General features: G+C 67.7%; 25 protein-coding genes and 1 riboswitch. Of the genes, 11 read left to right on the top strand and 14 right to left on the bottom strand.

The window, feature by feature from the left end; all coding sequences use genetic code 11:
• Positions 1-31: 31 nt before the first annotated feature.
• Positions 32-901 carry a TIGR01459 family HAD-type hydrolase gene (locus B3K53_RS09420; RefSeq protein ID WP_292083971.1) on the bottom strand — a complete coding sequence of 290 codons (870 nt, stop codon included), beginning with the start codon at positions 899-901 and terminating at the stop codon, positions 32-34.
• 119 nt (positions 902-1,020) lie between these two features.
• Here B3K53_RS09420 and lspA point away from each other — a divergent pair, with 119 nt between their 5' ends.
• Together lspA and B3K53_RS09430 are read left to right on the top strand one after the other, a co-directional pair.
• On the top strand, positions 1,021-1,548 hold the full coding sequence (gene lspA / locus B3K53_RS09425; protein WP_292083972.1) for a signal peptidase II: 528 nt from the start codon (positions 1,021-1,023) through the stop codon (positions 1,546-1,548).
• A 68-nt stretch (positions 1,549-1,616) separates the two neighbouring features.
• A complete protein-coding gene (locus tag B3K53_RS09430) occupies positions 1,617-2,183 on the top strand; it encodes a DUF3035 domain-containing protein (RefSeq protein ID WP_292083973.1) in 567 nt (188 codons plus the stop codon).
• A 72-nt stretch (positions 2,184-2,255) separates the two neighbouring features.
• On the opposite strand, the gene ispH is transcribed toward B3K53_RS09430, so the two are convergent.
• Positions 2,256-3,227 carry a 4-hydroxy-3-methylbut-2-enyl diphosphate reductase gene (gene ispH, locus B3K53_RS09435; RefSeq protein WP_292083974.1) on the bottom strand — a complete coding sequence of 324 codons (972 nt, stop codon included), beginning with the start codon at positions 3,225-3,227 and terminating at the stop codon, positions 2,256-2,258.
• 148 nt (positions 3,228-3,375) lie between these two features.
• Between ispH and B3K53_RS09440 the strand changes: the two genes are divergently transcribed.
• The 3 genes from B3K53_RS09440 (at position 3,376) to B3K53_RS09450 (ending at position 7,101) form a co-directional block, all read left to right on the top strand.
• A complete protein-coding gene (locus B3K53_RS09440) occupies positions 3,376-4,041 on the top strand; it encodes a Tat pathway signal sequence domain protein (protein ID WP_292083975.1) in 666 nt (221 codons plus the stop codon).
• 5 nt (positions 4,042-4,046) lie between these two features.
• Entirely contained in the window at positions 4,047-5,846 is a 1,800-nt protein-coding gene (gene argS / locus B3K53_RS09445) for an arginine--tRNA ligase (RefSeq protein WP_292083976.1), read from the top strand.
• A 244-nt stretch (positions 5,847-6,090) separates the two neighbouring features.
• Complete coding sequence (locus B3K53_RS09450; RefSeq protein ID WP_292083977.1) at positions 6,091-7,101, top strand: adenosine deaminase; 1,011 nt, start codon at positions 6,091-6,093, stop codon at positions 7,099-7,101.
• Between the two features lie 131 nt (positions 7,102-7,232).
• On the opposite strand, the gene pncA is transcribed toward B3K53_RS09450, so the two are convergent.
• Both pncA and B3K53_RS09460 read right to left on the bottom strand, forming a co-directional pair.
• Entirely contained in the window at positions 7,233-7,862 is a 630-nt protein-coding gene (pncA, locus tag B3K53_RS09455; RefSeq protein WP_292083978.1) for a bifunctional nicotinamidase/pyrazinamidase, read from the bottom strand.
• Positions 7,863-7,865: 3 nt separating this feature from the next.
• On the bottom strand, positions 7,866-8,834 hold the full coding sequence (locus B3K53_RS09460; RefSeq protein WP_292083979.1) for a class 1 fructose-bisphosphatase: 969 nt from the start codon (positions 8,832-8,834) through the stop codon (positions 7,866-7,868).
• A gap of 112 nt (positions 8,835-8,946) precedes the next feature.
• A riboswitch (glycine riboswitch) is annotated at positions 8,947-9,045 on the top strand.
• Positions 9,046-9,206: 161 nt separating this feature from the next.
• Between B3K53_RS09460 and gcvT the strand changes: the two genes are divergently transcribed.
• From gcvT to B3K53_RS09490, 6 genes are all read left to right on the top strand, one after another.
• Complete coding sequence (gcvT, locus tag B3K53_RS09465) at positions 9,207-10,322, top strand: glycine cleavage system aminomethyltransferase GcvT (RefSeq protein ID WP_292083980.1); 1,116 nt, start codon at positions 9,207-9,209, stop codon at positions 10,320-10,322.
• A 12-nt stretch (positions 10,323-10,334) separates the two neighbouring features.
• Positions 10,335-10,700 (top strand): glycine cleavage system protein GcvH, encoded by a 366-nt coding sequence (gene gcvH / locus B3K53_RS09470; RefSeq protein WP_207827627.1) that lies wholly within the window; start codon positions 10,335-10,337, stop codon positions 10,698-10,700.
• A gap of 120 nt (positions 10,701-10,820) precedes the next feature.
• Positions 10,821-12,167 (top strand): aminomethyl-transferring glycine dehydrogenase subunit GcvPA, encoded by a 1,347-nt coding sequence (gcvPA, locus tag B3K53_RS09475; protein WP_292083982.1) that lies wholly within the window; start codon positions 10,821-10,823, stop codon positions 12,165-12,167.
• Positions 12,168-12,182: 15 nt separating this feature from the next.
• The gene (gene gcvPB, locus B3K53_RS09480) at positions 12,183-13,763 is read left to right on the top strand and encodes an aminomethyl-transferring glycine dehydrogenase subunit GcvPB (RefSeq protein ID WP_292083983.1); all 1,581 of its coding nucleotides are present in this window, start codon (positions 12,183-12,185) and stop codon (positions 13,761-13,763) included.
• Between the two features lie 179 nt (positions 13,764-13,942).
• Entirely contained in the window at positions 13,943-14,356 is a 414-nt protein-coding gene (locus tag B3K53_RS09485; RefSeq protein WP_292083984.1) for a PGPGW domain-containing protein, read from the top strand.
• A gap of 119 nt (positions 14,357-14,475) precedes the next feature.
• Entirely contained in the window at positions 14,476-14,946 is a 471-nt protein-coding gene (locus B3K53_RS09490) for a DUF6789 family protein (protein WP_292083985.1), read from the top strand.
• A gap of 76 nt (positions 14,947-15,022) precedes the next feature.
• Here the strand turns inward: B3K53_RS09490 and B3K53_RS09495 are convergent, their stop codons facing one another.
• The 10 genes from B3K53_RS09495 to B3K53_RS09540 form a co-directional block, all read right to left on the bottom strand.
• On the bottom strand, positions 15,023-15,538 hold the full coding sequence (locus B3K53_RS09495; protein WP_292083986.1) for a F0F1 ATP synthase subunit B: 516 nt from the start codon (positions 15,536-15,538) through the stop codon (positions 15,023-15,025).
• 1 nt (position 15,539) lies between these two features.
• Positions 15,540-16,121: a hypothetical protein gene (locus tag B3K53_RS09500; protein ID WP_292083988.1), complete on the bottom strand. Its 582-nt coding sequence runs from the start codon at positions 16,119-16,121 to the stop codon at positions 15,540-15,542.
• Positions 16,122-16,209: 88 nt separating this feature from the next.
• Positions 16,210-16,434: a F0F1 ATP synthase subunit C gene (locus B3K53_RS09505; RefSeq protein ID WP_207822907.1), complete on the bottom strand. Its 225-nt coding sequence runs from the start codon at positions 16,432-16,434 to the stop codon at positions 16,210-16,212.
• A 56-nt stretch (positions 16,435-16,490) separates the two neighbouring features.
• Positions 16,491-17,276, bottom strand: a complete 786-nt coding sequence (locus tag B3K53_RS09510) for a F0F1 ATP synthase subunit A (RefSeq protein WP_292083989.1) — start codon at positions 17,274-17,276, stop codon at positions 16,491-16,493.
• A gap of 15 nt (positions 17,277-17,291) precedes the next feature.
• Positions 17,292-17,654: an AtpZ/AtpI family protein gene (locus B3K53_RS09515; RefSeq protein WP_292083990.1), complete on the bottom strand. Its 363-nt coding sequence runs from the start codon at positions 17,652-17,654 to the stop codon at positions 17,292-17,294.
• Positions 17,655-17,833: 179 nt separating this feature from the next.
• Positions 17,834-18,499 (bottom strand): SMC-Scp complex subunit ScpB, encoded by a 666-nt coding sequence (gene scpB, locus B3K53_RS09520; protein WP_292083991.1) that lies wholly within the window; start codon positions 18,497-18,499, stop codon positions 17,834-17,836.
• The gene (locus B3K53_RS09525) at positions 18,496-19,323 is read right to left on the bottom strand and encodes a segregation and condensation protein A (RefSeq protein ID WP_292084261.1); all 828 of its coding nucleotides are present in this window, start codon (positions 19,321-19,323) and stop codon (positions 18,496-18,498) included. The genes scpB and B3K53_RS09525 overlap by 4 nt, the downstream gene beginning before the upstream one ends.
• 4 nt (positions 19,324-19,327) lie before the next feature.
• Positions 19,328-20,377 (bottom strand): beta-N-acetylhexosaminidase, encoded by a 1,050-nt coding sequence (gene nagZ / locus B3K53_RS09530; protein ID WP_292083992.1) that lies wholly within the window; start codon positions 20,375-20,377, stop codon positions 19,328-19,330.
• Positions 20,378-20,387: 10 nt separating this feature from the next.
• Positions 20,388-21,170 carry an SPOR domain-containing protein gene (locus B3K53_RS09535; RefSeq protein ID WP_292083994.1) on the bottom strand — a complete coding sequence of 261 codons (783 nt, stop codon included), beginning with the start codon at positions 21,168-21,170 and terminating at the stop codon, positions 20,388-20,390.
• 79 nt (positions 21,171-21,249) lie between these two features.
• On the bottom strand, positions 21,250-22,437 hold the full coding sequence (locus B3K53_RS09540) for a deoxyguanosinetriphosphate triphosphohydrolase (protein WP_292083996.1): 1,188 nt from the start codon (positions 22,435-22,437) through the stop codon (positions 21,250-21,252).
• Positions 22,438-22,478 lie beyond the last annotated feature (41 nt).

The raw sequence follows: 22,478 nt of genomic DNA on the forward strand, positions 1-22,478 counted from the left end.
CTTTACGGCAGGTGCGACGAAATGGCGAGCCTCACCACGCCAGTTCGAGCGCGGCGTAGCGCGCAAAGGTCGTCTCGGCCCGGAGCAATTCGGCTGCGAGCGCCGGGTCCAGCGCCCCGTCCGGCCCCTTGGCGGCGTCGCCGTGGATGCCCTGGGCGATGAAGAGGCAGTCCAGCGCCTGCTCGGCGGCGCCCAGGACGTCGGTGATCACGCCGTCGCCGATGCACAGAACGCGCGAGCGATCGACGGGGCGGCCCATCAGGCCCTGCGCCTCGCGAAGGGCCAGCTCATAGATGGGACCGAAGGGCTTGCCGGCCATGACCACGCGCCCGCCCATTTCCTCGTAGAGGTCGGCGATGGCGCCGCCGCAATAGATGATGCTGTCGCCCTTCTGCACGATGCGGTCGGGGTTGGCGCAGATCAGCTCCAGATCGCGCTCGACGGCGGGGATCAGGCGCTGGCGATAGTCCTCGGGCGTCCCGGTCGCGTCGTCGAACAGACCGGTGACCGACAGGAAGGCGGCGTCCGAGGCGTCATGGGCGCTGGTCAGGTTCAGCCCTTCGTACAGGACGAAGTCACGGTCGGGGCCGATGATCCAGGCCGGGCCGGGAGCGCGGCGGGCCAGTTCGGCGCGGGTGGCGTCGCCCGAGGTGACGAAGGCCTTCCAGGCGCTGCGCGGCACGCCCAGCGAATCCAGTTGCGCCACCACGTCCGACGAGGGCCGCGGCGAGTTGGAGATCAGGACGACATGGCCGCCCTTCTCATTGAACTTCGTCAGGGCCTCGCAGGCCACGGGCCAGCTTTCGCGGCCGTTGTGGATCACCCCCCAGACGTCGCACAGCAGGATGTCATAGTCGTCGGCGACGGCGGACAGGCGGGGCAGAGCGTGAGGCAGGGTCATGGAGCGCTTATAGCCGCCGCGCCGCCGGGGGAAAGGCCGCAGCCGGCGCCAGTCCCCATCGGGTGCCCGTCGCTTTCCCTCTTCGCCCTCGCCCTGCTTCCTGCTAACCGGCTTTCAGCATGAAAATTTCTCGCCTCGCTCTCGCCGCCTACGGCACCGCCCTCGTCGTCATCGTGCTGGACCAGCTGACCAAGGCCATGGTCCTGGGCGCCATCGACGCGGCCCACATCTCGCAGATCCCCGACGGCTATCGCATCGCCGAGGTCATGCCGCCGATCTTCAACCTGACCTATGTGTTGAACACTGGCGTCAGCTTCGGCCTGTTCGGCGGCGGCGCCGGACGCTGGGTCCTGAGCGCCTTCTCGGTTCTGGTGGCCGTCGCCCTGGCCGTCTGGGCGACGCGTTCGGACCGCAAGCTGATGATCGTCGCCATCGGTCTGGTGATGGGCGGCGCCCTGGGCAATGTCTTCGACCGCATCCGCTTTGGCGGCGTGGTCGACTTCCTCGACTTCTCGGGAACCGGCCTGTTTCCGTGGATTTTCAACATCGCCGACGCGGGCATCACCGTGGGCGTCGTCCTGCTGATCCTCGACAGCTTCCTGTCGGAACGCCGCTCCACGGTTGGCGCGGCCCACGAAAAGTCGTAATCACCCCCTCTTCGTTACCGTCCCGAGCCAGCGTCATTGGACGCGCCTCCCGGAGCCGAGCTGACCCTATGCGTATCCGTAGCGCCCTCACCGTGGCACTTCTCGCCACCACCGCCCTCGGCCTGACCGCCTGCTCGAGCATGAAGCAGAGCATCGGCCTGACCAAGGTCGTGCCCGACGAGTTCGTCACGGTCGCCAGCGCCCCGCTCTCCGTGCCGCCCGAGTACGGCCTGACCCCGCCGTCGCCAGGCCAGCCGCGCCCGCAGGAGCTGGCGCCGGAAAGCGCCGCCCGTCAGATTCTTCTCGGCCAACGCCAGGCCGTGACGCGTACCGGCGGCGAACAGATCCTGGTCAACCAGGCCGGCGCCGACCGCGCCGACCCCCTGGCTCGCTATGTCGTCGACGACGAGTTCGGCGATCTGGCGCACAAGGAAGAAAGCTGGGCCAACCGCGTCATGTTCTGGCGCAAGAACGATCCGGCCACCCAGACCGCGACCGTTACCCAGACGGCTGATGGTGCGCGCACCATCGACGCCAGCACCGAACACGCCCGCCTTCAAGCCCTCACCGGCACGCAGCAGGGCATCACGATCGCTCCGCGTCAGGACCGCGGCTTCAAGCTGCCCGGCCTCTAAGACTTCAGGTCCAGCCAGACCCGAACGGGCGCGCTTCGTGAATGCGGGGCGCGCCCTTTTTCTTGCGCGGCCTCAGGCGGTCAAGACGCGCGGCAGCTTGAACGAGACGGTTTCACGCGCGCCGTCGTCCTCGGTCACGGTCGCGTCGAAACGGGCGCGGATGGCGTCGATCAGGGCCTCGATCAGAGGCTCGGGGGCCGAGGCGCCGGCGGTGACCCCCACCGTGGTCACGCCCTCGAACCACGACCAGTCCACATCGCCCGCGTCATCGACCAGACGGGCGTCGCCCGCCCCGGCCTTCAGCGCCACATCGACCAGACGCGCCGAGTTGGACGAGTTCTTTGACCCCACCACCAGCACCAGCTGGCAGCCCTCGCCCAGACGCTTGACCGCTTCCTGACGGTTGGTGGTAGCGTAGCAGATGTCTTCCTTGTGCGGGTCCGGCAGTTCCGGGAATCGCCGCTTCAGCGCCGCCAGGATGTCAGCGGTGTCGTCCACCGACAGCGTCGTCTGGGTCGCATAGGCCAAGGGCTGATGGCCTGGCCGCTGGAAGGTCTCGGCGTCCGCCACCGTCTCGACCAGGCTGATGGCGCCGGGCGGCAGCTGGCCCATGGTGCCGACGACTTCGGGGTGGCCGGCGTGGCCGATCAGGATGATATGCCGTCCCGCCGCATGATGGCGCTCCGCCTCGACGTGGACCTTGGACACCAGGGGGCAGGTGGCGTCGAGGAAGAGCATCTCGCGCGACCGCGCCGTCGCCGGCACCGACTTGGGCACGCCGTGGGCCGAGAAGACCACGGGCCGGTCATCCGGGCATTCGTCCAATTCCTTGACGAAAACCGCCCCCATGCTCTTCAGCCGCTCGACGACATGGCGGTTGTGCACAATCTCGTGGCGCACATAGACGGGCGCCCCGAACTTCTCGATGGCGCGCTCGACGATCTGGATGGCCCGGTCCACCCCGGCGCAGAAGCCGCGCGGCGTGGCGAGGCGCACGTTCAGGGGGCGGCGGTCAAAACTCGAGGGCGTTACGGGCGCGTTCATGGGCGGAACCTAGTCGCTCACGCGTCTTGCCGCCACTGGCTGCGTGGTCGCGTTTGCCGCGCCTCGCTTTAGCCGCTATCACCACCGAGCGTGGCCTGGTCGAACGTCCGATCGTTCCACGCCCCCTTCGACTGCCGGAAAGCTCCTGATGCGTCGCGTCCTGACCGCCCTTGCCGCCCTCTCCATCGCGGCCGTGCTGATTCCCCAATCCGCCGAGGCCCAGTCCAGCGGCCGCCAGGGCGGCCAGCAAAGCCGCGAACAATCGCCCGACCAGGGAACCTCGCAGAATGCACGTCGCGTACGCATCGCGCCGCTGAACCGCCGTGCCAACGCCGGCCCCTGCCCCTACGTCAAGGTGCTCTACGACGCCGCGCGCTATGTCGAGATGGCCGACTTCAGCCGCCCCTCGGCGGCGGGCGTCGGCTTCACCGGCGAGATCGAAGGCGTCTCGGCTGACTGCGTCTATCGCGAATCCGACCCCATCCGCCTGGACTTCAACGTCCTGTTCAACCTCGGCAAGGGCCCGCAGGCCAGCGGCGACGGCCGCACCTATCGCTACTGGATCGCCGTGACCGAACGGAACAACGCCGTCCTGGCCAAGGAATACTTCGACCTGCCGGTCGATTTCGCAGGCCAGACGACCACCTCGGTGCAGCAGGCCCAGTCCATCGTCATCCCCCGCGCCGACGCCACCACCAGCGGCAACAACTTCGAAGTCCTGATCGGCTTCGACGTCACGCCTGAAATGGCCGAGTTCAACCGCTCGGGCAGCCGCTTCCGCGTCACCGCCGGCCAGACACAACCGAATCCCTAAAAGCCATGACTGATCTCAAGACCTCTCTCAGCGAAGCGGTCGGGTCCGCCTTCGCCGCCGAAGGCGTGGACAAGGCCCTGGCCCGCGTCACCGCGTCCGACCGCCCCGACCTGGCCGACTTCCAGTCGAACGGCGCCCTGGCCGCCGCCAAGGCGCTGAAGGCCAATCCGCGCGAACTGGCCGCCAAGGTGGCCGAACGCCTGAGCAACGATCCGCGCCTGTCCTCGGTCGAGGTCGCCGGTCCCGGCTTCATCAATATGAAACTGTCTGACGCCGCCCTGGCCCAGCGCGCGGCCGAGGTCGCGGCGGACGAGGAACTGGCCGGCGCCTCGCGCGTCAAGCCGCGCAAGGTGGTTATCGACTACGGCGGCCCGAACGTGGCCAAGCCGATGCACGTCGGCCACCTGCGCAGCGCCATCATCGGCGAGAGCCTGAAGCGGCTGTTCCGCCTGCGCGGCGACGAAGTCGTCGGCGACGCCCACTTCGGCGACTGGGGCTTCCAGATGGGCCTGCTGATCACCGCCTGCGGCGACGAGGGTCTGGCCGACGCCTTCATGGCCGAGGGCGACGGCCCCTTCCCGGCCGAGACGCCGGTGACGCTGGCCGACCTCGACCGCCTCTATCCGCTGGCGGCGAGCAAGGCCAAGGAAGACCCCGCCTTCCGCGACCGCGCCCGCAAGGCGACGGCGGAGCTGCAGGGCGGCCGCCCCGGCTATCGCGCCCTGTGGTCGCATTTCGTCGCCGTCAGCCGCGAGGCGCTGAAGCGCGAGTATGACGACCTGTCGGTCGATTTCGACCTGTGGAACGGCGAAAGCGACGCCGATCCCCTGATGGGCGAGATGATCGCCGATCTGAAGGCCAAGGGCCTGCTGGTCGAGGACGACGGCGCCCAGGTGGTCCACGTCGCCCGCGACGGCGAGACCCGCAAGAAGAAGCTGGCCGACGGCTCGGTGATCGAAGCCCCGTCGCCCCCGCCGCTGCTGGTCATCAGCTCGGAAGGCTCGGCCATGTACGGAACGACCGATCTCGCGACGATCCTCGACCGCAAGAAGTCGATCGGCCCGGACCTGATCCTCTATGTCGTCGACGAGCGTCAGGCCGAGCATTTCGAGCAGGTCTTCCGCGCCGCCTACCTGGCCGGCTACGCCCCGGAGAAGTCGCTGGAGCACCTCGGCTTCGGCACCATGAACGGCGCCGACGGCAAGCCCTTCAAGACCCGCGCGGGCGGCGTCCTGAAGCTGCGCGACCTGATCGATCAGGCGACGGACAAGGCGCGCGAGCGTCTGCATGAAGCCAAGCTGGGCGACGACCTGCCGGAAGCCGAGTTCGAGGACATCGCCCGCAAGGTGGCGGTCGCCGCGCTGAAGTTCTCGGACCTGTCGAACAACCGCACGACCAGCTACGTCTTCGACCTCGACCGCTTCATGAGCTTCGAGGGCAAGACCGGCCCCTATCTGCTGTATCAGGCCGTGCGGGTGAAATCCCTGCTGCGCAAGGCGGCGGAACAGGGCGTGGCCCTGGCCCCCATCGTCATCGAGGAAGCGGCCGAGCGCGACCTGGCCCTGACGCTGGACGCCTTCGACGCGGCCACGGCCGACGCCTATGACAAGCGCTCGCCCAACCTGATCGCCGAGCACGCCTATCGCCTGGCGCAGAGCTTCTCCAAGTTCTACGCCGCCTGCCCGATCCTGGTCGCACCCGACGCCGCCGCCAAGGGCTCGCGCCTGGCCCTGGCCGCCGCGACCCTGCACCAGCTGGAGACGGCGCTGCGCCTGCTGGGCATCGAGACGCCCGAGCGGATGTAGTAACCTCAATCCTCCCCCGTTTACGGGGGAGGGGGACCGCGAAGCGGTGGAGGGGGCGGCCTCAACCGCTCCGCTCGAATATCTTCGCTACCCGCGCCTGACCTTCGATTGTGGCGTTCGCTCTCGCCCCCTCCACCATGCTCCGCATGGTCCCCCTCCCCCGCTACGCAGGGGAGGATCGCTGCTGCTGATGACGGCAAGGCCTCAGACCGCTAGGTTGCGCTCCAAGTTACGGAGCCTCCCCATGTCCCTCGACGCCTTCATCGCCGGCCTGCCCAAGGCCGAACTGCACCTGCACATCGAGGGCTCGCTGGAGCCGGAACTGATGTTCGAACTGGCGCAGCGCAACGGCGTCGCCATCCCCTACGACAGCGTCGAGGCCGTGCGCGCGGCCTATGACTTCTCGAACCTGCAGGACTTCCTCGACATCTATTACGCGGGCGCCGCCGTGCTGCTGACGCGTCAGGATTTCGAGGATCTGGCCTTCGCCTATTTCCAGCGCGCCGCCGCCGACAACGTGCGCCACGCCGAGATCTTCTTCGATCCCCAGACCCACACCGACCGGGGCGTGCCCTTCAGCGTGGTGGTCGAGGGCCTGATCGCGGGCATGGACCGCGCCAAGGCCGAGCTGGGCGTCACCAGCGGCCTGATCCTCAGCTTCCTGCGCCACCTGTCCGAGGACGAAGCCTTCGCCACGCTGGAGGCCGCCAAGCCCTATCTGCACCACTTCATCGGCGTCGGATTGGATTCGTCCGAGGTCGGCCATCCGCCGGCCAAGTTCCAGCGCGTCTTCGCCGCCGCCCGCGAGCTGGGTCTGAAGCTGTGCGCCCACGCCGGCGAGGAAGGCCCGCCCGCCTATGTGCACGAAGCCCTGGACCTGCTGCACATCGACCGCATGGACCACGGCAACCGCTCGATGGAGGACGAGGGCCTGATCGCGCGTCTGGCCGCCGAGCAGATGACGCTGACGGTCTGCCCGCTGTCGAACCTGAAGCTGTGCGTGGTCAAGGATCTGAAGGACCACCCGGTCCCCGAGATGCTGCGCCGCGGCCTGCACGTCACCCTGAACTCAGACGACCCCTCCTATTTCGGCGGCTATGTGAACGCCAACTACATGCAGTTGGCGAACGCCGTGAGCCTGACCCGCGAGCAGGTGACGCAACTGGCGAAGAACAGCTTCGAGGGCAGCTTCCTGAGCGACGCCGACAAGGCCGCCCGCATCGCCGAAGTGGACGCCTACGCGGCGGCGCACTGATTTTATCTTCCGTCATCCCGGACAGGCCGAAGGCCTGATCCGGGACCGCCAAACACGCGATGGTTTGAATGTCGAGCTTCCTGCGGTCCCGGCTCGGCGCCTCGCGATGCGAGGCTTGGCCGGGATGACAGCTAAAAGAGCGAGACCGCCTCGACCTCAACCACCCCCAGCGCCGCAAAGCTCGCCTTGGCCGCCGCCGCCGTCTCTTCGGCAATCGCCCGGCAGGCGTCCTCGATCACCACGGCCTCAAAGCCTTCGCGTACCGCGTCCTCGGCGGTGAAGCGGACGCAATAGTCATAGGCCAGGCCGCACAGGAAGACGCGCGTCACGCCCCGGTCGCGCAGCAGACCCGCCAGGCCTGTCGCCGTGCGATGGTCGTTCTCGAAGAAGCCGGAATAACTGTCGACCGCCGGATTATAGCCTTTGCGGACCACGGCCAGCGCCCTGCGGATCGCGGGCGCAACCTCGGGATGAAAGTCCGCCCCCGTCGTCCCCTGCAGACAATGGTCCGGCCACAGCATCTGCGGGCCGTAAGCGACCTCGATCTCGGTGAAGGGGGTCGCTCCGTCGTGGTTGGAAGCGAAGCTGATCTGGTCCGGCGTGTGCCAGTCCTGGGTGGCGATCACCGTGTCGAAGCGTTCGGCCAGGCGGTTGATCAGGGGCATGATCCTCGCCCCGCCCTGAACCGCCAGGGCGCCGCCCTCGCAGAAGTCGTTCTGGGCGTCGATGACCAGAAGCGCGTCTGATGCGGTGATCCTCACGGTTCAGGCCGCCGTGATCTGATCGACCTCGTTGGCCGAGCCGAGCGCCACAGGGATGCGCTGGTGCAGTTCGGTCGGGGTCACGTCCAGAATGGCCTGCTGGCCGTCCGTCGTCGCCTTGCCGCCCGCCTGTTCGATCAGGAAGGCCATGGGGTTGCCCTCGTACATCAGGCGCAGCTTGCCCGGCTTGTTCGGCTCGCGCTTGTCCCACGGATAGAGGAAGACGCCGCCGCGCATCAGGATGCGGTGCACATCGGCCACCATGGCGGCGACCCAGCGCATGTTGAAATTCTTAGCCCGGGGTCCGTCCGCGCCCTGCAGGCAGCCGTCGACGTAGCGTTGGACGCTCTCGGCCCAGTGGCGCTGGTTCGACATGTTGATGGCGAACTCCTTGGTGTCCGCCGGGACGGTGATCTTCTCGTGCGTCATCAGCCACTGGCCGTCATGCGACAGGGTGAAGCCCGCCACGCCCTTGCCCGTCGTCAGCACCAGCATGGTCTGGCCGCCGTAGAGGCAATAGAGGGCCGCGACCTGCTGACGACCCGACTGCAGGAAGTCGGCCTCGGTCGGCGTGGCCGACGGTGATTTCAGCACAGAGACGATGGTGCCGACGGGGGCGTTGATGTCGATGTTGGACGAGCCGTCCAGCGGGTCGAACAGAACCAGATACTCGCCCGCCGGGTTGGGCGCGGGCTGAACCGTGTCCATTTCTTCCGACGCCACGCCCGCCACGGACGGACAGGCCAGAAGCATATCCGTCAGAACGTCGTTGGAGATGACGTCGAGCTTCTTCTGCTCTTCGTCCTGCACATTCACCGCGCCCGATGCGCCCAGAGCCCCGACCAGGGCGCCGCCCGAGACGATCTTGCGGATTTCGACGCAGGCGGCGGCGGCGACCGTCAGGGTCTGGCTCAGGCCCTGCGGCAGATCGAGAGAGGCCAGGTGGGCGGCGAGGTCGGTGCGGGCGGTCATGGCGGCGTTCAATCCTGTCACGAGAGCTGTTCGCGCCCCTCATGGCCCTTCGGATCGTACACGGCAAGCCCGGCGCCGCTTGACTTCGCCCCGGAGTCGGGGCCTTAGGTCGAGCGCTCTCGCGGGAGAGATCGGCGGTCGTGAAACGGCTGTCGGGGCCGAAGGCGCAACCGCCCCGGAAACGCTCAGGCAAAAGGACCGCGAAAGCGCACGGACGCTGGAAAGTCGCCCCCCTTCCCGGGATTCATGGGCGCGCCGACGGAGCAAGGCCGCCCTCGTTTCCGGGGATGGTCGGAATCTCTCAGGCTTCAGGACAGCGGGGGCGCGACGACGGCGAAGCTATCGCCGCAACCCGCGACCGGAGGATGCTCGATGAGCGACCAGGCCCTGAAGACCACCCCCCTCAACGCGGCGCATCGCGCGCTCGGTGCCCGCATGGTCGGGTTCGGCGGCTATGACATGCCGGTCCAGTACGAAGGCGTGCTGGCCGAGCACCGCTGGACCCGCGAACACGCCGGCCTGTTCGACGTCTCGCACATGGGTCAGGCCAAGATCACCGGCGCTGACGCCATCCAGCAATTCCAGCGCTTCGTCCCCGGCGACTACGAGATCCTGAAGGCCGGCAAGCAGAAGTACTCGCTGCTGCTGAACGCCGAGGGCGGCATCATGGACGACCTGATGGCCGGAAAGCCGGACCATGACGGCCTCTATGTCGTAGTCAACGCGGGCAACAAGGACGCCGACTTCGCCTTCCTGAACGCCAACCTGGCCGGCGACGCCAAGCTGACCGTGCTGGACGACCGCGCCCTGCTGGCCATCCAGGGACCGGAAGCCGCCGAGGTCATGGCCAGGCACGAACCGGTGCTGGCCGACATGGGCTTCATGGATTCGGCGCGCCTGATGCTGTTCGGCGTCGACTGCTATGTCTCGCGCTCGGGCTACACCGGCGAGGACGGCTACGAGATTTCGGTGCCGAACGCCGACGCTGAACGGGTGTGGAACCTGCTGTTGTCCGACGCCCGCGTGAAGCCGATCGGCCTGGGCGCCCGCGACAGTCTGCGCCTCGAAGCCGGTCTGCCGCTGCACGGCCACGACATCGACGCCGGGACCACCCCGGTCGAAGCCGCGCTGACGTTCGCCCTGTCGAAGTCGCGCAAGGAAGCCGCCGACTTCAACGGCGCCGAGACCATCCTGAAGCAACTGGCCGATAGCCCCTCGCGCGTCCGCATCGGTCTGCACGTCAAGGAAGGCGCCCCGGCCCGCGAAGGCGCCGAGATCGCCGACATGGAAGGCAATGTCATCGGCAAGATCACCTCGGGCGGCCCGTCGCCGACCCTGGGGCACAACATCGCCATGGGCTACGTCCCGCCGGCCTTCGCCGAGCTGGGCTCGGACCTGAAAGTCATCGTGCGCGGCAAACCCGCCGCCGCCGAAGTCGTCGCCACCCCCTTCGTGGCCACCCGCTACTATCGCAAACCTAAAGCCTGAGAGATCAGACACATGCGCTTCACCAAAGATCACGAGTGGGTTCGCCTCGAGGGCGACGTCGCCACGGTCGGCATCTCCAAGCACGCCGCTGACGCCCTGGGCGACGTGGTGTTCGTCGAGACGCCGGAAGCCGGTAAGACCGTCTCGGTCGGCGACAGCTTCGCCGTCGTGGAATCGGTCAAGGCCGCCTCGGACGTCTACGCCCCCGTCGCCGGAGAGGTCATCGAGGGCAACGAGGCCCTGGCCTCGGCCCCGGAAACCGTCAACGCCGATCCCGAAGGCGAAGGCTGGTTCGCCAAGATCAAGGTCGCCGACGCCTCGGCCGTCGAAGCCCTGATGGATCAGGCCGCCTACGACGCCTACCTGACCACCCTGTAAGGCTCCCGCCTTCTCCGCTCATCCCCGCGGAAGCGGGGACCCAGCTCTTTGGGATCAAGCAGCGGTGTTTGAAGCTTAAACCTGGGTCCCCGCTTCCGCGGGGATGAGCGGAACAAAGTAATGCGCTACCTCCCCCTGACGCCCGACGACCGTGAGGCCATGCTGGCCGCCATCGGCGCCAAATCCATCGACGACCTGTTCATCGACGTGCCGCAGGCCGCGCGCCGCGACGGCTTTGTCGACCTGCCCCGCGTGGCGGGCGAACTGGAGGTCGAACGCGCCCTCTCGGCCATGGCGGGCAAGAACGCCACGGCCTCGACCGTCCCCTTCTTCTGCGGCGCCGGCGCCTACAAGCATCACGTCCCGGCCACGGTCGATCACGTGATCCAGCGGTCGGAATTCCTGACCAGCTACACCCCCTATCAGCCGGAAATCGCGCAGGGCACCCTGCAGTACCTGTACGAGTTCCAGACCCAGGTCGCGAACCTGACCGGCATGGAAGTCGCGAACGCCTCGCTCTATGACGGCTCGACCGCCATGGCCGAGGGCGTGCTGATGGCCACCCGCGTGACCCGCCGCAACAAGGCCGTCATCTCAGGCGGCGTGCACCCGCACTACGTCAAGGCCACCGAGACCGTGGTGCACGCCGTCGGCGTCGAGACTGAAGCCCTGACCGCCGCCGTTGACGCCGAAGACGCCGTCATCGCCGCCATCGACAAGGACACGGCCTGCGTCGTCGTCCAGACCCCCAACGTCTTCGGCACCGCCACCGACGTCACGAAGATCGCCGCGGCCGCTCACGCCGCCGGCGCCCTGCTGATCGTCGTCGTCACCGAAGCCGTGTCGATGGGCCTGCTGAAGTCGCCCGGCGAAATGGGCGCCGACATCGTCGCGGCCGAAGGCCAGTCGATCGGCAACGCCCTGAACTTCGGCGGCCCCTACATCGGCCTGTTCGCCACCCGCGAGAAGCTGCTGCGCCAGACGCCCGGCCGCTACTGCGGTGAGACGGTCGACGCCGACGGCCGTCGCGGCTTCGTCCTGACCCTGTCCACGCGCGAGCAGCACATCCGCCGCGACAAGGCCACGTCGAACATCTGCACCAACTCGGGCCTCTGCTGCCTGGCCTTCACCATCCACATGAGCCTGCTGGGCGAGACGGGCCTGCGCCAGATGGCCCTGCTCAACCACGAGAAGGCGCTCGCCACCCGCGACGCCCTCGCCGCCATTCCGGGCGTCGAGATCCTGACCCCGCGCTTCTTCAACGAGTTCGCGGTCAAGCTGCCCAGGAACGCCGCCGAGGTCGTCCAGACCCTGGCCGACCACCACATCCTGGCGGGCGTGCCCTACAGCCGCCTGAACCCGGAAGCGGGCCTCGACGACGTCCTGCTGGTCGCCGCCACCGAGACCACGCTGGACGCCGACATCAAGATCATGGCGAGCGCGCTCGCCAAGGTCCTGGCCGCCTAAAGGGAGTTTGGAACCATGAGCACGATGAACACTGTCGGCCGTCCGACCACCCCGAACGCCCTGCCAGACAACGACTACAAGCATCCGACACTGACGGGCGCGCGCGGCCTGCTGCAGGACGAGGCCCTGATCTTCGAAGGCGAAGGCTGGGGCAAGACCGGCGTCGACCTGCCCAAGCCGGCCACCGACGGTTCGGACCTGGGCGACCTGGTCCGCAAGGCCCCCATTGGGCTCCCTGGCCTGTCCGAGCCCGAGGCCATGCGCCACTATGTGCGCCTGAGCCAGAAGAACCACGCCATCGACCTGGCCATCTATCCGCTGGGCTCGTGCACGATGAAGCACAACCCGCGCCTGAACGAGAAGATGGCGCGTCTGCCGGGCTTCTCGGACATCCACCCGCTGCAGCCGCAGTCGACGGTGCAGGGCGCGCTCGAACTCATGGATAGTCTGGCCCACTGGCTGACGACGCTGACGGGCATGCCCGCGGTCGCCCTGTCGCCCAAGGCGGGCGCGCACGGCGAGCTGTGCGGCCTGATGGCCATCCGCGCCGCCCACGAAGCCAAGGGCGAACATGAGCAGCGCCGCAAGGTTCTGGTCCCGACCTCGGCGCACGGCACCAACCCGGCCACCGCCGCCTTCGTCGGCTATTCGGTCGTCGAGGTCGCCCAGACCGACGACGGTCGCGTGGACGTGGCCGACCTGGCGTCCAAGCTGGGTCCGGACGTGGCGGCCATCATGGTCACCAACCCGAACACCTGCGGCCTGTTCGAGCGCGACATCCTGGAGATCAGCCGCCTGACCCACGAAGCGGGCGCCTACTTCTATTGCGACGGCGCCAACTTCAACGCCATCGTCGGCCGGGTGCGCCCGGGCGACCTGGGCGTCGACGCCATGCACATCAACCTGCACAAGACCTTCTCGACGCCTCACGGCGGCGGCGGCCCCGGCGCAGGCCCGGTGGTCCTGTCCGAAGCCCTGGCCCCGTTCGCCCCTGCTCCGTGGGTCGTGAACACCGGCGACGGCTACAAGCTGGTCGAGCGTGAGGAAGACGAGGCCAAGGACGCCTTCGGCCGTCTGTGCGCCTTCCAGGGCCAGATGGGCATGTATGTGCGCGCCCTGTCCTACATGATGTCGCACGGCTCGGACGGCCTGCGTCAGGTCGCCGAGGACGCCGTCCTGAACGCCAACTACATCAAGGCCCGCCTCGAGGACCTGATGAGCCCGGCCTTCCCGGAAGGGCCGTGCATGCACGAGGCCCTGTTCGACGACGAATGGCTGAAGGGCACGGACATCACCACGCTCGACTTCGCCAAGGCGATGATCGACGAGGGCTTCCACCCGATGACCATGTATTTCCCGCTGGTCGTCCACGGGGCCATGCTGATCGAGCCGACCGAGACGGAATCCAAGGCCGAGTTGGATCGCTTCATCCACGCCATGCGCCTGCTGGCCGAAGCGGCGAAAGCCGGCGAGGTCGAACGCTTCAAGGGCGCCCCCTTCCATGCGCCCCTGCGGCGTCTGGACGAGACCCGCGCCGCGCGCTCGCCGCGCCTGCGCTGGTCGGCCCCGGAAGGCTCCAACATCGCCGCCGAGTAGGGCTGCGAACCCGACTTGAAGTGAAACGCCGTGTCTTTCGAGACACGGCGTTTTGCATTTCAGAGGCCTCTTACGAAAGCTTCATGGGCACGCCACGGTTCGGCCTTGTCACCCGTGTCTAGGATAGGCTGACAGCCTCTCCCAAGGCCGTCGCCGCTCCTCCCCCGACCGTGACGCCCGTGACCCTCGCCCTGATCCCCTTCCGCGCCGACAGCCGGCCTCGCTCGAGGCCCGGCCTGCTGCGTCGTGCGAAGCGTCTGAGCATGATGGCGCTGGGCTTCCTGGTCATCGGCCTGGGCATCCTGATCGCCCCCCTGCCCGGCCCCGGCGGCGTCCCGGTCATCGCTCTGGGACTGGTTCTGCTGCTGCGCAATTCCTGGTGGGCCAAGCGCCAGTTCATCCGCGCCCAGCACGCCCGGCCCAAGTGGGTCTATCCCTTCCGCCGCCTGATGCGGAAGAAGCCGGAGATCGCGCCGGTCTTCTGGCAGCAGGCCCTGCGCGCCGAGAAGGTGGTGCTTCGTAAACGCCCCTCGCGGCAACTGATCCGGGTTCGCAAACGCGCTCGCCGCGTCCTGCGCCGCGCCTTCCGCTGAACAGCGACGCTTCGCCGCACACGGTAACGTGAACGGCGGTGCGATCGCGTTTGCGCCGAACGGCGTATGCTCATCCTCGCGTAGTCAAAAAGCAGATGGCGTTGGGAGGCGCTTTTCTCATGATGTCACGCGTAAAACAGGGAATCGCCGCCGGCTTTGCAGCCACCGTCGCGGTCTCCATTCTTGAAGCGGCGAACCTGCTGTTCGCCAAGATTTTCGATCCCTTCCCCGAAATCGTCGCCCGCATGTTCCAGTTGGGCGACAACCTGATGGCGGGGTGGGCCATCCACTTCGTGATCGGGTCCCTGGTCATGGGACCGCTGTTCGCGCTTCTCTATCCCCGTCTGCCGACCAATACGCCCGAAACCAAGGGCATATTGTTCGCCGTAGCGGCCTGGGTAGGCATGATGCTGATCATCAGCATGATGGGCGATCCGCGCACCTTCTCGGGCAGCGCCGGCTTCGGCACCTTCGGCTGGATGCTGATCACCCACATGATCTTCGGCGGGGTGATGGGCAATGTCTTCGCCCGCCTGCTGGCTCGCGAGAAACGCGCCGCCGGCTTCATCCACGGCGCCCCCGCCCACTAAGAAGGGCGCGCGTCTGAAATGCAAAAGGCCCCGCCGTCGCCGGCGGGGCCTGATGTGCTTGTCACTGTAACCGCGGTCAGTTCAGCTTGTCGCCGATCTGGGCGATGGCGGCGTCGATCAGCGGATCCGACTTGGCGGCGGCCAGACGGGCGGTCAGGATGTCCTGAGCAGCCTTGGCGGCCAGGTCGGCGGCCACAGCCTTGACCTCGGTCGTGGCCTGGGCCTCGGCTTGGGCGATGCGACGCTCGGCCAGGGCCTGACGACGGGTCAGGGCCTCTTCCAGCTTGGCCTTGGCTTCGGCCTCGATGCGACGAGCGTCAGCTTCGGCGGCGGCCAGCATGTCAGCGGCCTGGGCTTCGGCTTCGGCCTTCTCCTGACGGATTTGGGCCAGCATGGCTTCGGCTTCGGCGCGCAGGCGAGCGGCTTCGTCCAGTTCCGACTGAATCTTGGCGCCCTTGTCGTCCAGGGCCTTGGCGACCATTTTCGGCACGCCGGCGGCGATGACGATGGCCACAAAGATCAGCAGGCCGACCAGGACCCACAGTTCAGCGCTGCCGAGGCTCCAGAAGCCCGGCTCCATGAACATGTTCATATCAGGCGGCTCCCTTGACGGCGGCGGCGACTTCAGCGGCGGTCGGGGCCTTGCCCGTCAGACGCTCGATCATGGCGTGAGCCGTGTCGGCGGCGACGGTCGAGACATGAACCATGGCGGCGTCGCGGGTCTTGGCGATGGCGGCCTCGGCTTCGGCGATGCGCGCCGAAACGACGGCTTCTTCCTGGGCCTGACGCGCCTGAGCTTCCTCGGCGACGCGGGCCTTGGCGGCGACGGCGGTGGCGCGAGCCTCGGCCCGGGCCTTTTCGACCTCGGCCTTGGCGGCTTCGGCCTGACCGGCGGCTTCGGCCTGAACCGAACGCGCGGTGGCGACCGCCGACGAAATGGTCTCGGCCCGTTCGTCAAGCACGCGACGCAGACGCGGCGCGAAGACCTTGGCGATCAGGATGTAGAGAATGACGAACAGGAACAGCAGGTAGACGATCTGCCCGCCCCAGTGGGCGAAGTCGAACTGCGGCAGGCCGCCCGATTCGTGATGGGCTTCCGGAACCGCCGTCTCGGTGTGCAGATCCGCCTCAACCGAAGGCGGGATCGCAGCAATAGGGGTAGGTGTCGTGGCCATAACCGTGCTGTCGAAAATCAGAATGAAGGCGGCGCCGCGGACCCCAGGCCCAGCGGCGCCGACTCGAAAAGGCGTTCGGGTGAACCGATCAGCCGAAGATCATCAGGACGCCCAGCACGAAGGCCAGGATGCCCAGGGCTTCCGCCAGGGCGGCGCCGACGAACAGGTTGCCGACTTGGCCGGCGGCGGCCGACGGGTTGCGCAGGGCGCCCGACAGGAATTGGCCGAAGATGTTGCCCACGCCGACGGCCGAGCCGATCATGCCGAGGGTAGCCAGACCGGCGCCGATGTACTTGGCGGCTTCAGCGTCCATGATGTGTATCCTAGAGTTGGAGTTTGGAGGTTGGGGTTTAGAGACTGGTCCAGCCCTTAGTGGGCGTGGTCCAGGTTGACCACATCATTGAGATAGATGCAGGCCAGAACGGCGAAAACGAAAGCCTGAAGGAAGGCCACGAGGAATTCCAGAGCCGTCAGCGCGACGACCATGCCCAGCGACAGAGCGGCGACCGGGAAGGCCAGCAGGTTCAGACCGCCGCCCATGGCCAGAGCGCCCAGGGAGACGACGAAACCGGCGAAGATCTTCAGCGCCACGTGACCGCCCAGCATGTTGCCGAACAGACGAAGGGCCAGGGTGACCGGACGCAGCAGGAACGAGACGAACTCGATCAGGCCGACCACAGGGCGCAGCGCCAGCGGCGCGCCCATGGGCCAGAACAGCTTGAAGAAGCCCAGACCGTTCTTGGCGAAACCGACCACGACCACCAGACCGAAGGTCAGGACCGCGAAGGTCACCGTCACGGCCAGTTGCGAGGTGGCGGTGAAGGTCATGAACATGCCGAGGATGTTCATGATCAGGATCAGGGTGAACAGGGTGAAGATGAAGGGGAAATACTTGCGCCCCTCGTGACCGATGATCGAGTCGGTCAGGTTGTCGATCATGCCGAACAGGCTCTCGCCTGCCGCCTGCAGGCGCCCCGGCACGACCTTGGCGCCCGAGGTGACCATGGCCAGGAAGCCGACCACCAGGATGAAACCCAGGGTCATGGCGATGTGCGAATTGGTGATGGCGAGATCAACCACGCCCACGCCGGGCAGCGTGACGTCGGGAAGGTCCACGACCTTCTGGATCTGGAACTGGTGAATCGGATCGGCCATGGGGCCTTTCGCTCCTTAGTCTTTCTCGCCGGCTTCCTCGAAGGGGATGGCCTCAGCCTGTATCCCCGCCGCCTTAGCCTGCGCCATCAGCCGATTGGCCGTCCGGCGCGCCATCCACAACGACAAGGCGAAGCCCAACAGGACCCCGCCGATCAAACCCCAAGGCGCCGTGCCGAACACACGGTCGACGCCGAATCCAATAGCAATCCCTACGATCACGCCGCCGAGCAATTCGGCGATGATCTTGTAGGCCTGGCTCGTCACGGCATGCGCCGAGATTTCCGCCGACCGGGCGTTGGCCGTCCGCGCCTCAAGTTCGGATGCGCTCTTGGCGAGGCGTGCGATCACCTCTTCGCGCGATTCCTTCGTAGGAGACATGGTTGCTTCGCCCAGCGCCCGGCGAGAACGCCGAGAAGGTCTGAATTCGGCGCGGAACCTATAGACCGAGGGGCGGAAGGTCAAGACGCGGAAACCGACTGCCAAGAACCTGAAAATTCAGCATTTATTGCTGGTTCCGTCTCGGCCGTGGCGATGCGTCGCTGCCTGTAGCGCGACTCTCAGTCCTCGCTGACGAAATCCTGGGCGAACTCGGGCGACGCCTCGTCCAGCGCGGTCAGCAGATCCTCGCCCTCGCTGTCGCCGCTGCGGGTCGGATCCGGGACTTCGAAGCCCACGGGGATCGACAGATCCAACAGGCCCGCCGCCTTCATCTCCTGCACGCCCGGCAGGTCGTAGAGACTGGCCAGGCTGAAATGCTCCAGGAAGCGATCGGTCGTGGCGTAGGTGACAGGCCGACCCGGCGTGCGCCGACGCCCGCGCAGCCGCACGAAGTCCATCTCCAGCAGCAGGTCCAGCGTCCCCTTGGACAGGGAGACGCCGCGCACGCTCTCGATCTCGGCGCGGGTGCAGGGCTGGTGATAGGCGATGATGGCCAGGGTCTCGAGCGCGGCCTTGGACAGGCGGCGCGGCTCCTCGCGCTCCTCGGTCATCAGGAAGGCCAGGTCGGCGGCGGTGCGGAAGCGCCAGCGGTCGGCCACGCATTCCAGCTCGACTCCGCGCCCCTGATAACGCTGACGCAGGGCGGCGATGGCCCGGCCCGCGTCGGCGCCCTCAGGCAAACGGCGCGCGATCTCGGCCGCCGACAGCGGGGCGGCAGCGGCGAACAGCAGGGCCTCGACCCGGCGTTCGATCTCGGTGTCGTCGGGGGTGAAGGTCAGGCTCACGGCGTCAGTTCCAGCGGTTGGCCGAAGCCCCGGCGTTTGAGGAAGAGGTCGGCGAAGGCCTCGGCCTGGCGCACGTCCATGGCCCCCTCCTTCACCAGCTCAAGACTGGCCGACAGGGTGGAGGCGGTATAGCTGGCCTGGCTGGGCCCCTCCCCGTCTTCGTCCTCGCGGGCGGGCGCCACCTGATCCAGCGGGGTCCAGTCGGCCAGACGCGGCATCATGGAGCGCAGCCAGTCGCGCGCGGCCTCCAGCTGGAAGGCCTCGACCCGCTGACCGGGCGCATAGTTGCGACGTTCCTCGCGCCGACGCTGGGCGACATAGGCGGCCATTAGCTCATAGAGGCTGGCGTCGACGCGGTCGGACGGGATGATGACAGTGGCTTCGGGATCGCCGCGGGTGAAGACGTCGCGCTTTAGTTGCGGGCGGCTGGTGATGGCCTCGACCGAGCGGCGCATGGCCTCGAGCTTCTGCAGACGGAAGGCCAGGGCTGCGGCCATTTCCTCGGCCGGCGGCTCCTCGGCCTTGCCCTTTTCGTTGCGGGGCAACAGCAGACGCGACTTCAGATAGGCCAGCCAGGACGCCATCACGAGGTAGTCCGCCGCCATGGCGAAGTTGCGCCGCCGCGCCTCGTGAACGAAGGCCAGATACTGTTCCGCCAGCTTGGTGATGGACAGCTTCAGCAGGTCCACCTTCTGCGTGCGCGCCAGCGCCAGCAGGACATGCAGCGGTCCTTCATAGCCTTCCAGATCGACGACGAAGGCCTCGGCGGCTTCAGCATCATCGACGGCGGCGAAGTCCAGATTGGGCTGGAACGCCTGATCCATCATGTCAGGCTTGCGCCTCGCCGACATCGGGGCCTTTGGCGGCGTCGAAACGACCGCTCAGGGCCGCCTCCAACCGAGCGCGGGCCTCGGCCACGTCGAGCGGTTCGGGCGTATGGACGATGCGGGCCAGCGCGGCCTGGGCCCGGCGCCGGGCCTCGCCCTTCAGCTTGCCGGTCCCTTCGGCCACCTGACGCATTTCAGCGAGGTCGCCGTTGCAATGCAGGATGACGTCGCAGCCCGCCTTCAGCGACTGTTCGGCGCGTTCGGTCAGGGTCCCCGACAGGGCCTGCATCGACAGATCGTCGGACATGATGAGGCCAGAGAAGCCCAGATGCTCGCGCATCAGGCGGATGCCCTTCTTCGAGGTCGTGGCCGGGCGCTTGGCGTCGACGGCGGTAAAGACGACGTGGGCCGTCATCGCCATCGGCATGTCCGACAGGGCCTTGAACGGGGCGAAGTCCCAGGCGTCCAGCGTGGCCAGGTCCGTCTCGACCACCGGCAGGTCGTGGTGGCTGTCGGCGAAGGCGCGGCCGTGGCCGGGGATGTGCTTGATGATGGGCAGGACGCCGCCCGCCAGCAGCCCTTCCGCCGCCGCCCGGCCCAGCTGGGTCACGGTGGCGGGGTCATGGGCATAGGCGCGGTCGCCGATGATGTCGTGGGCGCCCGGCACCGGCACGTCCAGCACCGGCACGCAGTCCACGGTGATGCCCAGTTCGCGCAGGTCGTGGGCGATCAGCCGCGCCCCCAGACGCACCAGTTCGCGCGCCGCCATCGGATCATTGACGGCCTTCAGATAGGCCGAGCCGGGCGGATATTTGGGCCAGTGCGGCGGGCCGAGACGCTGCACCCGGCCGCCTTCCTGATCGATCAGGACGGGGGCGTCGGCGCGGCCCACGCTGTCGCGCAGATCGTCAACCAGCGCCTTGACCTGGGCCGGCGTGTCCACGTTGCGGCGGAACAGGATGAAGCCCCAGGGTTTGGTCTCGGCGAAGAAGGCGCGCTCCTCCGCCGTCAGCCTGTGGCCGGAACAGCCGTAGATGGCGGCGGAGGTCATCAATCAGGCCTTAGCGGACGATGCAGTCGCGGCCAGCGGCCTTCAGCGCGTTGCAGAAGGCCACAGCGCGATCGCGGCTCATGCCGGTGAAAGTGGTGCGATAGACGGTCGAGCCGTTGGCGGCGGTGACTTCCTGCACGCGCTTTTCAGCGCCCGAGGCGAACGAGCCGAAGCGGGCGGCGACGGCGGCGTACTCACGGTCGGCGATGGCGGTCGAAGAGAAGGCGCCGATCTGCACACCCGACGATCCACCGGCGGCGGGTGCAGCCGCAGCTGGGGTCGCCTTGGGCGTGGGGGCGGGGGTCACGGGCGCGGGCTTGGCCGGAGCGGGCGCGGCGACGGCCGGCGCGGCGGGCGGCAGGGCCGTCGGCGCGGCGGGCAGAGGCTGGGGCGCGGGGCGCGGCTCGACCACCTCAGGGCCAGGCGTGAAGGTGGGGGCAGCGCCGACAGCCTCGCCGCCGTCGCGATAGACGCGCACGCCGGCTTCCGGGTCGATCGGCTGGGCGTCCAGCGGCGCCTCGACCTTCATGCTTTCAACCGGCGTGCCGACGGCGGGCGGGGCGTCGCTCGAGGAGCGCACGCCCGAGCGATAGAAGACCACCACGGCTACGATCAGCAGCAGCAAGACGATGGCGCTGATGATCAGGGTGATCGGCGGCGACTTGGCGGCCGGCGCACGACGCGGATCATAGCTGCGACGCTCGAACGGCAGGTCGTCGTCGGTGGGCGGCGTATAAGCCCCCCGCTCGCGGCCGGCGTTAGGGTTGCCTCGGTGATCGTCGTCGTAGGACATGGGTCGCGCTTTCTGGATCGGCCCAGCGCGAATCGGCGCCGGGAAGCATCAGTCTAACCCGCCCGTGGCCGCTTTCGAATCACAGATCAAGCGCCAGGTCGAGACTGAACAGCTTGCCGTGGACCTCGATGGCGTAGCGATCGGTCATGCCGGCGATATAGTCGCACACCGCCCGCGCCCGCTTGACCGGATCATCCGACATCGCCGGGGCCGACCATTCGGGCGGCATGACCTCGGGCTCGTCCATGAACAGGTGGAACAGTTGCGACAGGACGCGGCGCGCCTGACTGCGGGTGCGATTGACCCGATAGTGGCGATACATCCGCTCGAACAGGAAGCGGCGCAGCACGCCCAGGTCGGCCATCATGCCGGCTGAGAACTGCACCATCATCTGCGGCGCCAGACGCACGTCCTCGACGGTGACGATGCGATGCTCGGCCAGGCGCCGCTCGGTCTCGGCCAGGACGTCGTCGACCATGATGCCGATCATGCGGCGCACGGCCTCCAGACGCACCATGCGGTCGTCCAGGGCGGGCCAGTCGCGGCGCACCTCGGCCAGGCACGGCCCGATCAGCGGAACCTCGGCCAGATCGGCCAGGGTGAACAGGCCCGCCTGCACCCCGTCGTCCACGTCGTGGTTGTTATAGGCGATGTCGTCGGCGATCGCCGCGCACTGGGCCTCCAGCGAGGCGAAGGTGTCGAGGCGCAGATCCCAGTTGGCCGCCCCGCCCGGCGCATAGGCCGCGACCGTCTTCCACGCCGGGTCGTCCAGGTGATGCATCACCGGGCCGTTGTGCTTGATGACGCCCTCGACCGTCTCCCAGCTCAGGTTCAGGCCGGGGAATTTTGGATAGCGGACTTCCAGCTCGGTGATGACGCGGAAGCTCTGGACGTTGTGATCAAAGCCGCCGTAGTCGGCCATCTGGGCCTGCAACTCGTCCTCACCCGCGTGGGCGAAGGGCGGGTGGCCCAGGTCGTGGGCCAGGGCGATGGTCTCGGCCAAGTCGTCGTCCAGCCGCAAGGCGTGGGCCAAGGACCGGGCGATCTGCGCCACCTCCAGACTGTGGGTCAGGCGGGTGCGATAGTGGTCGCCCTCGTGCGCCACGAAGACCTGGGTCTTCTCCTTCAGGCGACGGAAGGCGGTCGCGTGAATGATGCGATCGCGGTCGCGGGCGAAGGGGGTGCGGGTGCGGCTGGCGGGCTCGAAAACATGGCGGCCGCGGCTGGCGGCGGGGTCTTCAGCGAAGGACGCGCGGGTCTGGCTCAAGGCGGACAGCACTTCTATTGCGACACAGGCCTTTGCGAACG

The sequence above is a fragment of the Brevundimonas sp. UBA7506 genome (assembly GCF_002479495.1).
In the GTDB taxonomy this organism is placed as follows: domain Bacteria; phylum Pseudomonadota; class Alphaproteobacteria; order Caulobacterales; family Caulobacteraceae; genus Brevundimonas.

What these genes read in the sequence shown, in the direction of transcription:
- B3K53_RS09420 (WP_292083971.1), bottom strand. Translation starts at nt 901, where the DNA reads ATGACCCTGCCTCACGCTCTGCCCCGCCTGTCCGCCGTCGCCGACGAC.
- lspA (WP_292083972.1), top strand. Translation starts at nt 1,021, where the DNA reads ATGAAAATTTCTCGCCTCGCTCTCGCCGCCTACGGCACCGCCCTCGTC.
- B3K53_RS09430 (WP_292083973.1), top strand. Translation starts at nt 1,617, where the DNA reads ATGCGTATCCGTAGCGCCCTCACCGTGGCACTTCTCGCCACCACCGCC.
- ispH (WP_292083974.1), bottom strand. Translation starts at nt 3,227, where the DNA reads ATGAACGCGCCCGTAACGCCCTCGAGTTTTGACCGCCGCCCCCTGAAC.
- B3K53_RS09440 (WP_292083975.1), top strand. Translation starts at nt 3,376, where the DNA reads ATGCGTCGCGTCCTGACCGCCCTTGCCGCCCTCTCCATCGCGGCCGTG.
- argS (WP_292083976.1), top strand. Translation starts at nt 4,047, where the DNA reads ATGACTGATCTCAAGACCTCTCTCAGCGAAGCGGTCGGGTCCGCCTTC.
- B3K53_RS09450 (WP_292083977.1), top strand. Translation starts at nt 6,091, where the DNA reads ATGTCCCTCGACGCCTTCATCGCCGGCCTGCCCAAGGCCGAACTGCAC.
- B3K53_RS09460 (WP_292083979.1), bottom strand. Translation starts at nt 8,834, where the DNA reads ATGACCGCCCGCACCGACCTCGCCGCCCACCTGGCCTCTCTCGATCTG.
- gcvT (WP_292083980.1), top strand. Translation starts at nt 9,207, where the DNA reads ATGAGCGACCAGGCCCTGAAGACCACCCCCCTCAACGCGGCGCATCGC.
- gcvH (WP_207827627.1), top strand. Translation starts at nt 10,335, where the DNA reads ATGCGCTTCACCAAAGATCACGAGTGGGTTCGCCTCGAGGGCGACGTC.
- gcvPA (WP_292083982.1), top strand. Translation starts at nt 10,821, where the DNA reads ATGCGCTACCTCCCCCTGACGCCCGACGACCGTGAGGCCATGCTGGCC.
- gcvPB (WP_292083983.1), top strand. Translation starts at nt 12,183, where the DNA reads ATGAGCACGATGAACACTGTCGGCCGTCCGACCACCCCGAACGCCCTG.
- B3K53_RS09490 (WP_292083985.1), top strand. Translation starts at nt 14,476, where the DNA reads ATGATGTCACGCGTAAAACAGGGAATCGCCGCCGGCTTTGCAGCCACC.
- B3K53_RS09495 (WP_292083986.1), bottom strand. Translation starts at nt 15,538, where the DNA reads ATGAACATGTTCATGGAGCCGGGCTTCTGGAGCCTCGGCAGCGCTGAA.
- B3K53_RS09500 (WP_292083988.1), bottom strand. Translation starts at nt 16,121, where the DNA reads ATGGCCACGACACCTACCCCTATTGCTGCGATCCCGCCTTCGGTTGAG.
- B3K53_RS09505 (WP_207822907.1), bottom strand. Translation starts at nt 16,434, where the DNA reads ATGGACGCTGAAGCCGCCAAGTACATCGGCGCCGGTCTGGCTACCCTC.
- B3K53_RS09510 (WP_292083989.1), bottom strand. Translation starts at nt 17,276, where the DNA reads ATGGCCGATCCGATTCACCAGTTCCAGATCCAGAAGGTCGTGGACCTT.
- B3K53_RS09515 (WP_292083990.1), bottom strand. Translation starts at nt 17,654, where the DNA reads ATGTCTCCTACGAAGGAATCGCGCGAAGAGGTGATCGCACGCCTCGCC.
- B3K53_RS09525 (WP_292084261.1), bottom strand. Translation starts at nt 19,323, where the DNA reads ATGGATCAGGCGTTCCAGCCCAATCTGGACTTCGCCGCCGTCGATGAT.
- nagZ (WP_292083992.1), bottom strand. Translation starts at nt 20,377, where the DNA reads ATGACCTCCGCCGCCATCTACGGCTGTTCCGGCCACAGGCTGACGGCG.
- B3K53_RS09535 (WP_292083994.1), bottom strand. Translation starts at nt 21,170, where the DNA reads ATGTCCTACGACGACGATCACCGAGGCAACCCTAACGCCGGCCGCGAG.